The organism is Knoellia koreensis (genome assembly GCF_013041615.1).
In the GTDB taxonomy this organism is placed as follows: Bacteria; Actinomycetota; Actinomycetes; order Actinomycetales; family Dermatophilaceae; genus Pedococcus; species Pedococcus koreensis.
This window is the reverse complement of the sequence record NZ_JABEPQ010000001.1, coordinates 1-12,612: the sequence shown is the minus strand read 5'-3', so window position 1 is coordinate 12,612 and position 12,612 is coordinate 1. Positions and strand designations below refer to the sequence as shown.

Annotated in this window: 10 protein-coding genes; all 10 read right to left on the bottom strand. The window is 65.0% G+C overall.

Features of this window, described 5'->3' with window-relative positions; genetic code table 11:
• Positions 1-4 precede the first annotated feature (4 nt).
• The gene (locus HJG52_RS00045; protein WP_171241557.1) at positions 5-301 is read right to left on the bottom strand and encodes a WXG100 family type VII secretion target; all 297 of its coding nucleotides are present in this window, start codon (positions 299-301) and stop codon (positions 5-7) included.
• 68 nt (positions 302-369) lie between these two features.
• The gene (locus HJG52_RS00040; protein WP_171241556.1) at positions 370-3,204 is read right to left on the bottom strand and encodes a LysM peptidoglycan-binding domain-containing protein; all 2,835 of its coding nucleotides are present in this window, start codon (positions 3,202-3,204) and stop codon (positions 370-372) included.
• A 13-nt stretch (positions 3,205-3,217) separates the two neighbouring features.
• A complete protein-coding gene (locus HJG52_RS00035; RefSeq protein ID WP_171241555.1) occupies positions 3,218-4,015 on the bottom strand; it encodes a hypothetical protein in 798 nt (265 codons plus the stop codon).
• Between the two features lie 230 nt (positions 4,016-4,245).
• Complete coding sequence (locus tag HJG52_RS00030; RefSeq protein ID WP_171241554.1) at positions 4,246-4,677, bottom strand: hypothetical protein; 432 nt, start codon at positions 4,675-4,677, stop codon at positions 4,246-4,248.
• A gap of 332 nt (positions 4,678-5,009) precedes the next feature.
• Entirely contained in the window at positions 5,010-5,789 is a 780-nt protein-coding gene (locus HJG52_RS00025) for a hypothetical protein (RefSeq protein WP_171241553.1), read from the bottom strand.
• A 2,446-nt stretch (positions 5,790-8,235) separates the two neighbouring features.
• Positions 8,236-8,460 carry a DUF4926 domain-containing protein gene (locus HJG52_RS00020; protein ID WP_171241552.1) on the bottom strand — a complete coding sequence of 75 codons (225 nt, stop codon included), beginning with the start codon at positions 8,458-8,460 and terminating at the stop codon, positions 8,236-8,238.
• Positions 8,457-9,143 carry an RHS repeat-associated core domain-containing protein gene (locus tag HJG52_RS21160; RefSeq protein WP_346767486.1) on the bottom strand — a complete coding sequence of 229 codons (687 nt, stop codon included), beginning with the start codon at positions 9,141-9,143 and terminating at the stop codon, positions 8,457-8,459. The genes HJG52_RS00020 and HJG52_RS21160 overlap by 4 nt, the downstream gene beginning before the upstream one ends.
• A 284-nt stretch (positions 9,144-9,427) precedes the next feature.
• Positions 9,428-9,778, bottom strand: coding sequence for a hypothetical protein (locus HJG52_RS21955; protein WP_488153909.1), 351 nt, complete (start codon positions 9,776-9,778; stop codon positions 9,428-9,430).
• A 594-nt stretch (positions 9,779-10,372) separates the two neighbouring features.
• Positions 10,373-10,621: a hypothetical protein gene (locus HJG52_RS00010; protein ID WP_171241550.1), complete on the bottom strand. Its 249-nt coding sequence runs from the start codon at positions 10,619-10,621 to the stop codon at positions 10,373-10,375.
• On the bottom strand, positions 10,621-11,811 hold the full coding sequence (locus HJG52_RS21155) for an RHS repeat-associated core domain-containing protein (protein WP_346767485.1): 1,191 nt from the start codon (positions 11,809-11,811) through the stop codon (positions 10,621-10,623). The genes HJG52_RS00010 and HJG52_RS21155 overlap by 1 nt, the downstream gene beginning before the upstream one ends.
• Positions 11,812-12,612: the final 801 nt, after the last annotated feature.

Genomic DNA, 12,612 nt, shown 5'->3' with positions numbered 1-12,612 from the left:
CCGGTCACTTCTTGAGCGCCGTCGCGAGCTGGTCGTCCGTGTCGGACAGCGCCTTGGCGGCCTGGGTGAGGTACTCGCCCATCCCGTCGAGGCCCTCGATCGTCTTGTTGACGCCGGTGTTGAACTCCTCGTACGACGTCTGGAACGCCTTCGAGGACTTGTCGGTGACGTAGCCACCGGACACGAGGCTGTCGACCATGGACTTCAGCTTGGACAGCTGGCCCTCGATCTCCGTGCGACCCGCCTTGAGCTTGGCAGAGGCGCTGTGCATCTCCTCGTAGGTGACGTTCATGTTCGCCATGTGCTGCATCTCCTTCGTTGATTCCGGACCCCCACAGGCCTTCCTGACCTCCGGGATTTCACGCGGGCTCAGGACCCGGTCGCACGCTCCAGCCCCGGGGCGAGCTCGGTGACGAGCGCGTCCGTGGCGGGTTCGTGCTTGACCCCGTGCTCGCCGAGCACGGAGTACATCTGTGCCACTTCGTCCGCCAGCCGGCTCGGCTCGTGCGCTGCGACGAGGCGCAGCCGCTCGCGCCAGAGCACTTCGGCGGTGGGGACGAGGGTGGTGCCGAGGCGAAGTGCCTCGAGGGCGCGCGCCTGGTCGCCGCCCGCGGCGGCGAGCTCGCTGGCGCGGCGCGCGACGGAGGTGGCCAGCAGGCGCGCCTGGCGCGCCTCACGGGCAAAGGTGAGCCACCGGTATGCCGTGCCGGCGCCGCCGAAGGCCTCTCCCCTCCCGAGTCGCAGGGCTGCCAGGAGGGTGTCGAGCTCGGCCGGGCCGCTCGCCTGTGCGGCCTGCGCCAGTGCTCGGTAGTCGACGGCCACGTCCGGCGACAGGTGCCAGCGCCCGTCGTCACCGAAACTCAGCCGGGCCCGCCCGCTCGCGTCGTTGCCGAGCCACTCCTGGGCGTCGGCGAGGCGCGCGTCCATGACGTCGTCCTCGACGCCGCGCGGCCAGAGGCCGGAGCGCAGGACCGCCTCGTGGAGGCCCTCAGGGTGCAGGGCGGCCATGACGACGGCCTCGGTGAGCAGGGCGCGACGGGCCTCGTTGACGCGTCCGGGTGCGCCCACCTCGACGTCGCCGAGGAGCCGCACAACGACGGGGGCGCTGCCGAGATCCGTGGTGGTCCCGGAGGACGCCGCGGCGCCGGGCTGCGCGGAGACCACCGCTGCGCCGAACTCGGCGGGCGAAGTGGACTCGAGGGCGCGCACTCCTTCGTCACGGTGACGGGTCGCGGCGGCGAGCAGTGCCTCGATCCGGTGGTTGGCGCCTTCGCCGAGGCGGCGGGCGGTGCCGGACACGCCGAGAACGGCGGCGTCGAAGTGGCCACCCTCGTCAACGACGAAGCGCCAGCGGGCGCTGGGGGTGTCCCCGACCGACACGACGGAGACGGCGGTGCGTCCGCTGCTGGTCAGCTGCGCGATGCGCTGCGCCTGCTCGGTGGTCGGTGCCCCGCTGAGGAACAGCACCACCGGGTTGAGGTCAGCCGCGCGCCCTCGCTGGCGTCCGGCGAGGACGCCACCGAGGCCGAGGTCGTTCACGACGGATGCCCGGCCGGTTGTTGCGCCCAGGTCGGCCAGTGCTTCGTCCACGGTGTCGACGGCCTTGATGCGCGCCCCCACGAGGCTGCCGAGGCGGTCGCCGAAGCCGACCATGACGACCGTCACGTCGTCGGACCAGGCGTGGGTCGACAGGTCGACGGCCATCGACATGACCGTCTCGCGGGCGGTGTTGACATTGCCACCGACGGCGACCAGGCCGGGAGCCAGCTCGAGGTCGACCAACACGTCGAAGCCGTGCGACTCGGCGACGTTGACCAGCGACGGGTACGGGGCGGAGACGTGCCCGTTCGGGGCGACGAGGTCGGCGGCCTGGAGGGTCCACGACTGGCCGTCGGGCGAGGCCGTCCACGGGCGCTCGGGCGCGACGGTCGAGCCGCTGAGGTGGAGCACCACCTGGGTGTCGTTGGCGTAGGCGAACAGCACCTCTGGCATCGGCTGGTCGGCCGCAGTCCGCTGCTGGGCCAGAGCCCGCAGCGCGGTGTCGAGGAACTCGGCACGGCGAGTATTGGCTGCCGACTCGAGCTCGGCGGCATCCTCGTCGGGCTCGCCGAACGGTCCCCGCTGGGCGGTGAGCGCCCGTGCGATGCCGGCGAGGATCAGGCCACCCCCGAGCAGGAGCTGACCGAGGTCGGCGCCACCCTCACTGCCGGCGTCGGTCGACGCCGTGGTGCTGGTGGTGGCAGTCGCGCCGGCCGCGTGGAAGACGGAGTCCGCCCCAGCGGCTGCGCCCGTCTGGGCGGTTCCCTTGGCACCCGTGAAGGCTGCACCCGGGGTGGCAGGCGGGGTGGTCGAGACTGGACGACTCGTGACGCCGGCACCCTTGGCGTCGGCAGGCAGCACGAGCTGCCAGCCCGGGCGGATGAGGTCGGCATCGGTGAGCCGTCGGCCATCGGCCTGGAGCTTGCCCTTGTTGAGCTCGAAGATCTCCTTGTAGCGGAACGGGTCGCCGAGGGTGCGGTCGGCGATGTCCCACAGGGTGTCGTGGTGACGACCTTGGGGCGGGCTCACCTCGTAGTGCTTGGTCGCCTGGGGTGCTTGAGTGCCCGCGGCTGCCGCGTTCTCGGCGTCGACGCGAGCCTGCTGCTGCGGCGTGATGAGCGGCACCTGGACCTGCCCACCCTGCTGCCCTGACTGCGCATCGACCTGCTGGGCGGTGACCGCCACGGGAGCCGGGGCCGGCTCGGTGGCTGACGCGAGACCTTGACCGAGGGTGGCCGTGCCACCGAGCAGGAGAAGGCCGGCCACGAGGCGACGCGCGAGGAGCTGCGACCCGCCACCGAAGCCTACGTGGGACGGCATACGCCCCGCTCGCACCGCCCGCCACTCGGTGAGGAAGCAGATCACGAAGTGGGCCCAGACGACCCACACGAGCACGGCGAGGACCTTGATCACGAGGCCGGACGTGACGTCTGCCGTGAGCCAGTCGCGGCTGGGCAGGCTGGTCGGCAGTGGGTTGCCGACGAGCATGACGAGGGCCACCGGAACGCCGATGAGCAGGACGAGCGTGCCGAGCACGGCCAGCAGACCCATGGGCACGTTGCGGCGCGCGCCGGCGTCGGTGCGCGGCAGGTTGTCCTTCGCGGTGCGTGGTTGGTAACCGGTGCCCTGCTGGGCCGGCTTCGTAGGCGTCTTCGTCGGTGCCATGGTCGGCTCCCCCTCAGTTGACGACGATGGACTGGATCTCGGTCACTGGGACCGTGGTGATCTGGGACTTGCTGAACGTGTTGAACGGCGTGAACGGCCCGTTCGGGCCGCTGGCCGACACCTCGACCGCCCAGTTCGCGGTCATCTTCACCGGATACTTCTGGTCCGGCTGCGCGGCCGAGGACTCGGTGTACTTGAACCAGCACCCATCCGGCTTGGTCGTCGGATTGTCCCCCTTGACCGCCTTGACGCCAGTGCCCGAACACGAGACCCGAGCCGGGTCGTCCTCACCCAACGGCGCGACCTCCAAGCTCGTCACCCGAGCCCGCAAGACAACCGCACCGCCACCCGAAGCCGTGACCTCCGCCGGCGAACCGTCGAAGAACGACACCCAACCCCCCACACGCGGATGCGCCGCCGGGGAAACACCCGCGATCGGCGGCGGAATCTGCTGGTCCGCACCCTTGAACTCGACCAGCTTCCGCTGCCGCTCGGTCAACGTCGTGAGCGGGTCACCATCCTTGATCGACACCAGGCCGATCGTGAACGAGATGCCGTCGGGGCCGATCTTGTAGGTCTTGGGGTCGATGCCCTTCAGGCACCGCTCCCAGTACCACGAAGCCCCACCCGGCTGACCAGAAGTGTTCGCCAAACCCATCGCATCCAGCTCCGACGCCGTCAGCCTCTCGTTCCAACACTCCGGAACCGGGTCCTTGCCCAAGATCTCCTTGACCGTCAACCCGCCACCGCTGGCCGAGCCGCACGACACACCCAGGTAGCTCGGTGACGACACCACCGAGCAGTTCCGCACCTGAGCTGCCTTCGCCCCACCTGACGACGACTCACCCGAAGAGTCACTCGATGGCAACTGACCTCCGGCGCCAGACCCACCACCGCCAGCCTTCCCATTCCCATCGCCGTCACCGGCACCAGTGACTGGTGTGGTCGTACCGGGCAAAGGGTCCAGCGCGTTGGCCTGCGGACACACAACGACCAGACTGATGAGGCCCACAGCGCCTGCCGCCGCCCAGCGCTTCATCCTCACCAGCCCACGCCCTTGACGCTGACGGACGCGCACGCGCTCTTGCTGGAGTTCAGCGTGTCCACTTTCCACGAAGCACCATCCCGAACCATCGTGTAGGAAACACCCTCGATCAATCTCTTCTGGGCCGGCAGCTTGGTCTTCCTGTTCTGGACGAAGCCCTTCGTCCATGTGCACGTCGACACAATCGATCGATTCCCAGAAGTCGCCACCTTCGTGGGCGTAAGGGGGACGGGGCCGGGGTAGTAGAACCCGACATCGCTGCCGTCAACTTGCGGCATCACCGTCAGTCCGTTGCGGGTCAGCGTGCTTGCTGCTGACTTGTACGTCTTGTCGTTGGAGTTGATCGCCTTCGCGTACGCGGCCGCCCAAGCGCGCAGGCCCTTGACCGGAGCCTGTCCCTCGAACTTGGACAACGGCGGAGGCGCCATGGTCGTGGTCGTTGAGGTGCTGCTGGTTGTCGTGGACGACGGTGTGCTCGTGGTGGTGGTCGAGGTCGTGCTCGAGGTCGGGCCCGACGCCGCAGGCTCCCCACCCCCGCACGCACTCATCAAAACTGCCGTCGACACAGCAACGGCAGCGGTCATCCTGACACGAAGAGATCGCATCCCTGACTGCTTCCTTCCCCCACGGTCATCGGCGGTCGAGCGCAACACTAGCGAACCGCAGCAAACGGGTCACATCGCCCTCATGAACCTAACGAGCCGGCCCGGCGCGTGGCTATGGGTAGAAGTCCCCATATTTCGCCGCCAGAGCCTCGCCCTCAGTCCACGACGATGGACTGGATCTCGGTCACGGGGACCGTGGTGATCTGGGACTTGCTGAACGTGTTGAACGGCGTGAACGGCCCGTTCGGGCCGCTGGCCGACACCTCGACCGCCCAGTTCGCGGTCATCTTCACCGGATACTTCTGGTCCGGCTGCGCGGCCGAGGACTCGGTGTACTTGAACCAGCACCCGTCCGGCTTGGTCGTCGGATTGTCCCCCTTGACCGCCTTGACGCCAGTGCCCGAACACGAGACCCGCGCCGGGTCGTCCTCACCCAACGGCGCGACCTCCAAGCTCGTCACCCGAGCCCGCAAGACAACCGCACCGCCACCCGAAGCCGTGACCTCCGCCGGCGAGCCATCGAAGAACGACACCCAACCCCCCACACGCGGATGCGCCGCCGGGGAAACACCCGCGATCGGCGGCGGAATCTGCTGGTCCGCACCCTTGAACTCGACCAGCTTCCGCTGCCGCTCGGTCAACGTCTTGACCGGGTCGCCGTCCTTGATCGACACCAGGCCGATCGTGAACGAGATGCCGTCGGGGCCGATCTTGTAGGTCTTGGGGTCGATGCCCTTCAGGCACCGCTCCCAGTACCAGGTGGCGCCACCCGGCTGACCAGAAGTGTTCGCCAAACCCATCGCATCCAGCTCCGACGCCGTCAGCCTCTCGTTCCAACACTCCGGAACCGGGTCCTTGCCCAAGATCTCCTTGACCGTCAGACCCCCACCACTGGCCGAGCCGCACGAGACACCCAGGTAGCTCGGCGACGACACCACCGAACAGTTCCGCACCTGAGCTGCCTTCGCCCCACCCGAGGACGACTCACCCGAAGAGTCACTCGACGGCAACTGACCTCCGGCGCCAGACCCACCACCGCCAGCCTTCCCATTCCCATTGCCGGCCGTGGACGAACTCGGCTCGGTGGGCGTGGGGTCTATGGGCTTCCAGTCCGTCGCCGTCGCGGGACCAGCCCCGAACAGGAGCGCGGCAACGACCAGGGTTGTGGCCACTGCGACTTTGTGACGGTTCACCAACCGACCCCTTTGACGGAGACGGAACTGCACGAGGCCTTCGTGGATCCAGCGCTGTCGAGCTTCCAGCCATTGGACTGCTTGAGCGTGAACTGAACGGAGTCGACCCTTCTGGGCTGGGCTGGCAGCTTTGTCTTGCGATTCTGGGCGAAGCCTGTCGACCAGGCACACGTGAGGACTACCGCGGTCTTCCCTGAGACCGTCACCTTTGTTGGCGTGAACGGCAGCGGACCCGGAAAGTACAGCCCACGGTCCGACGGGGAGATGGCACCCATCAGAGCAACTCCGCTGCTCGTGAGATACGGCTTAGCGGCAGCAAACTTGTAATCGCGAGCGTTGATCGATTTCGCGTAAGCCGCGCTCCACGCTCTCAGCGCCTTCACCGGAGCCTGTCCCTCGAACTTGGACAGCGGAGGCGGCGCCTTCGTCGTCGTGGTCGTCGTTGTCGTCGTACTGCGCGTCGTCGACGACGGAGTCGTCGTGCTCGACGTCGTGGTCGATGTGGGGCCCGACGCCGCCGGCTCCCCACCCCCGCAAGCACTCATCAAAACTGCCGTCGACACAGCAACGGCAGCGGTCATCCCGACACGAAGAGATCGCATCCCTGACTGCTTCCTTCCCCCACGGTCATCGGCGGTCGAGCGCAAGAATAGCGAACCGCAGCAAACGGGTCCACATCGCCCTCATGAACCTAACGACGCGCCTGGCGCGCGAGAGCTCCGTCTTGGTCGAAATCCATCACGGTCGCTTCCATCCAAATGCCGTCATGATGAAGCACCCATGCCATCTTTAACCCGTACGCAAGCAATCTGACCCCAAACGAGAATCACTCACGAGAAGCGGTGGGCAACCAAGAGGCATTCCCCGCTTCGAGGTCGCTGAGGTTGGACTCGATGCTCTGAAAGGTAGGTAGGCGAAGGACGTCGCCCGACTCGCGATTCACAGCAATCGGCGCATTACCCACGAGGCCGCGGAAGGGGTCACCAGACTCCCAGTACTCCGGGGTGTTATACACCCAGACGACATACCGGTCGGTCACCGCCGCAGGTCCCGCGGGGTTGAGAATCGTTCCCGGGTAGTCCGCGATCAACTGCTCTGCGACTGTCTTAGTTTCGTCTAGGGTTTGCACAAGGCTCTTCCTCTCACTGCGATCGTGCATCGGCCGGCGCGCGATGAAAACGACGACGAAGTCGAGCGTGTTCGGCGCCCCGGTGAACCAGTCTCACGACCAGGCATCAGCCTTCGCTGTCGCCTGGCATTCCATGCCGCATCCAGGCGATGATCTCGTCCAAGCGTTCCCGAGGAACACTGGGAGGACTTCCGTGCATCGCCCGGTTCAACAGGGCCGCGGGTGGGCGAACCCCATAAGTTTCAACGTAGTAAGCCAAGTCCTCGGGCCACACTGCCTCACCGTCGGTGTGAACGCTGATTGGCGACACCGCGGTGTGTGACAGGTTCAGTGCGTCGTCGGCACGGACGGACGGAGCGGCGATCACGTGACAGCCACGTAGGTACGCAGCAACCGCCGCTCGCTCGTCAGGTCCCAGGGGATCATGCGCTGCGTCACGAAGTGAGTCACCTGTTTGCAGGCCGTGTGGCAGCTCACGGAAGAATCCCGCTGCCGTCATGTTGTGCCTCACGGCCCACATGCTCGCAGAGTCCGCGCACCCGACGCCTACGAACGCGTGAGCGGAGCAACAGGGTTTCCCCACCCCTCATGGGAGGCGGCCCACTGTCATTCCCGAGGGCAGAGTCAGCACCCACGGATCCAAATCGGAGTCAGGCGCGGCGACCAACTCCCCGTTTGTGAAACTAAAAGTCGTCACCGACTTGCGATTCTCCACCATGACCAGGTCCGCTCCGACGAGGTCCCATAGAGAATCTTGGATCCCCTCGTCCTCCCATGTGAGCCGGCGCCCATTCACCACTCCAAACCATGGGCAAGCCAGCGTCAAAGACCAGTCCTCCCCGAATAGGGTCACGATTGGATCTTGGACCTCAATGCCCACTACACGCCGTGGCAACTCTCCGAACTGCGCGCTCATGGTCCGAACTCAATATGTGTGCAGCTTCGGAAGAAGTCAAGGCGTTCCTGCTTTGTCAGGCCCGAGGGAGGCTGCACCGGCTTGCCAGTGAACGGGCTGGCTGGACCTCCGTTGGAGCCCAAGTAGGTTCTTCGCCTCTCCCATCAGCGATCACCTTGATCGTAGGACTCGACCAGTTCGACCCATGACGGATCGACGACTCCTTCGTAGAGGGTCCGGCCCTCGACATCGACCACCTCGATCTCGTACGCCAGATGTGGGTCCGTGTAGACATCCAGAACCGTCGCCATTGCGCCTTCCTGCACATCGCTCTCTGGGATCCCCGCCGGGACCCTGACTGTGTCGAACTGCCCGATGTTCTCGGTCATCGCACCGTCAGGGTGTTCAGGCTTGGAGTGGTTGATCCCGGCGTGTAAATCCAACCCGTCCGGACAATGCCAGACCCACCGGGGCCGGTGACCGGGATGTCAACCGTGAACCTCGTTCCCCATTTGTCGACCTTGCCGGGGATCGGCATGTTCTCCATGACTCCTTGGCGCTGTTGGGCCATCAGGTCGTCCGCGTTCGAGCGATTAAAACCTAGGGGGGACTCGAACACGCGCGCCTTGTTTCCTCCAACCGGGTGATTGGGGTTCAAGGCGTATTCGGTGAGCTTCCTCGGGTCGATCGTCGCCCGGTTCGCACCGATCAGCCGGAATGCCCCGTCTTCGAACTTTGCGGCGTCGCCGCAGGGTGAGAGGCCGAGGGGGTCGGTCAGGGTGGTCGGGTTGCTCACGTACGCGTACGTGTTCGGACCAGGCACCTGCCCCAACGGGTCCGAGCTGATGAACCTGGCATTCACCGGGTCGTAATACCGGAAAACGTTGTACACCAACCCCGTCTCGGCATCGGCAAACTGCCCCGGGAACCGCAACGGCATCAGGTCACCAACCCGACCCGGCTCACCCCACAACAACGCCGACCGCGACCACACCGTCGACCCATCCGGCCCGACCAACCTCCACGGCGCACCAACCAGATCGGTCACGATCGCGTGGAACGCCTCATCCACCGCCCCCACACCCGGCTCACCCCCAGCCGTGCCAGCACCGGTATGCCGTGAACTCGCCTCAGCGACCGCCGCACCTCCCCGACGGGTCGGAACACACTGTTGGTTGAGGTGTGGCGTCGGCGCCAAGGGCGCCTGCGTATCGCGCGCGGCCGGGTTGCAGGTCGGGGTTCGCGGGTCGGAAGTGGCCGTCAGGGCAGGCCCGGCGCTTGCTCCGGACCAGCCCAATCCCAAGCCGACGAGCATCAGGACGAGCAATGCACGCAGCAACGAGCGGAGCAAAGGTCCTACTCGGCTCGGCCCGAGTCGCATCCCGCCTCCCCTCCTTCGAGTGAGTCCAACCACGAATGGAAATCAGCCTCACAATGAAGATACTCACGAGGACTGACCTTGAGGTCGGCCGCGGCAAGTTTCGTCAGGCCATCCCAAATCGACGGGTCGTCAACGTCCGGCGAATCGTCACGCACCCACTGCCCCGCCTCCGAGGCCGCCTCTTCGCGCGTGAATGTCGCCGGGTCTCGCGACGCGCACGTTTCCCGCACCGTCGAGGGTCTCATGCCACGTCCGTCCTCTGCGAGACCCCCTTCGCGCACTTCAACGCATCTATGCGCGAGCAAGGAAGATCCACGAGACTCCATCCGTTGGAGCGATCTCTCGACGATCTCGCAATTCATATCCCGATCGAATCGACACTCCCTCACCGACGAGGCCCTCTAGCTCACTGACGATGTCCCTCATGTCCAGTTCATTTTCATCAGTGACCTTGCTGAGCTGGAACCGAAGCTCCACATCAACGCCATGAACCTGTACCCCGAACGCAAGAGCGTGCTCGGGAATCTGGCCCCGGGAGGCTTGCACAGCCTGAGCAATCATGTAGTTCTCCCAGACCGGAGCCTGTGCTGGGTCATCTGGTGTTGGGAGCCTCATGATGTCCAATTGGGGTTGTAGGGAACGACACTCACGGAACGCGACCCCTTGATCAAGAAGACGTCGGTAACTTGGCTGGGATCACCCAATCTTGGACAAACATTTGTCCCTACCAAGTCGGACGCTCGGACTCCGGGTCAACACTCCATCACGGCAGCCGTTCGCGCAGACTCTTGCAGGCTGTACGACGCGCACATCGGGATCGGTTGGCTGGCCAAAGCGGCGCGCGCACTCCACGGTGATCGGCCACGCAGCCAGCCGTCATAACGGGCCACAGCAAGCGGCCCAGTCACGCGTGGGAATACTCAGTGCGAATCGCCCCATGCAGCGACCGCACTCAGGAACTCGTCCAGGGGCAAGGATTCGGCGGAATCTACATCCAGTTCGTCCTCGACCGTCGCCGTAGATGAGTCGAAGTCCATGAGAACGTTGAACACGTTGAACGTCAGGTAGTGGCGACCGGAGGGACGCCGGCGTGCCGCCTGGAGGATTTCGGCGCGCTCATAGTCCGTCATTTCATGCTTCAGGATGTGAATGAAGTATGACTCCGTCATCACGGTACATCCAGAAGGAAGGCGGTCTGAATTTCACTCTTCCTGACATAGATCTGGATCCCTGTCACTGCGCGGCCGGTCGGGTCAGTGCCAATTACCGACCCAGTGTCGTGGATAACCTTGGAACCATTCGTTCCGTTCGGTGTGACCGTGCCATACCGCAGCGCGTTGTCCACGTAGCCAGCAATCTGTCTCACTCTCGTTTCTTCAGCGAACCTGCTAACCCCCGTGAATCCAGAAGTCGAAGCATGGCCATAATTGATGTGCTCGATGGCGGTCATCTGACCGCCATGCTTGTAATTGCTAAGGCCTCCGCACACGGCGTCGATTTGCTTCCCTGCTGTTGTTGCTGCGTCGCCGCAGGGTGAGAGGCCGAGGGGGTCGGTCAGGGTGGTCGGGTTGCTCACGTACGCGTACGTGTTCGGACCAGGCACCTGCCCCAACGGGTCCGAGCTGATGAACCTGGCATTCACCGGGTCGTAGTACCGGAAAACGTTGTACACCAACCCCGTCTCGGCATCGGCAAACTGCCCCGGGAACCGCAACGGCATCAGGTCACCAACCCGACCCGGCTCACCCCACAACAACGCCGACCGCGACCACACCGTCGACCTATCCGGCCCGACCAACCTCGACGGCGCACCAACCAGATCGGTCACGATCGCGTGGAACGCCTCACCCACCGACCCCACACCCGGCTCAACTCCAGGAGCGCCGGACTCAGGTCTGTTCGGGCGCGCTGAAGAGCCGTGCGAGCAGCGGTCGACGACGTCGCAGGCGGTCCTCCAGCCGTGCGTCGCGGGTGGCCCGCGCTCGGTGGTGGCGAGCGTCGCGGTTGCCGAATGATCGGTCCCGGTATACGCGTGGATCGGGATCGGCGCTTCGCCCTTGGCCGCATCCACGGGCACGGCGATGATCAACCATGCGACCACCGCCGCGAAGATCAGGCACGCCGAGCGCCTCACGATCTCAAAGCCTCGTGAAGCGCTGAGAGCGCGGCGAAGTAGGTCCGACAGCGTTCGAAAATCGCCGTCGTTGGGCCAGTAGCCCCCTACCTGCTGCGTGCCGCCGCCTGGGCCGGGCTGCTTGGTCGAAATCTTGATGCCTGCGGTGCCGTCGCGAGGGATCACCGACTGACCGAGCGATCGGTTTTGGGCGAAGAAGTCCATCGCATCCTGCGTGAAGTCCACCGCGGTCTGGTCCTTCCCGACGGATCCGTACCAAACCGGACACGTCAACCGCCTGTGATCCCTCTTGGCGCGGATTGCGTCGGCGACATACTCAGGAGGGTTGCTGAGTCCCGGGAAGTTTGCGCTGCTCTGCAACCGTCTTGGTCTCGTCAACCGTGTGCACAAGACCGTTCCTCTCAACGGGAATGTTCATCAGCTGGTGACCCTTCAAAGCGACTACAACGCCGGCGGGCATATACCCCTCCAAACTATTCAATCGCCATCTTGACTACCCACAGACGGACTGTCCACTTGGGTCGCGTCAGAGGGTGAGCCGACGAAAGTCATACCCGGCAGCCGAAGAGTCCAAGGATCTATCGGGTAGTCAGAGAACACTTCCAACCATGATCCGTCAGAAAGTTCGAAAGCAGGATCTCCAGCCAAGAACCGGGACTGAGCCTCCACAGAGACAATAGAATTACCGACTAGACGACCGATGTGCTCTTCTACATTCTTCTCACTCCAGCCAAAGAGAAGTACGCCGTTCTCGCACAACCGCCAAGCAGAAACTGAATTGAATGCCCATCCAGGACCAATAAGGCTCAAAGAAGGATCAATGAACGAAGCGGACGCTATGCGTAGGGGAGGAAGTTGCGCCAACGCATTACGGAGGTGTTGGATCATGGCGCCAACTCTACGTGAGCGAGGTGCGTCTGAGTAAATGCACCAGTTGGCGGTTGAAATACCCAGCCAGGAGGCGGTGCTCATGGGTGATCCTGGCGGTGTTCTCGGCGGGTGGCAAGTCGGGCACGCCGGGCGTTG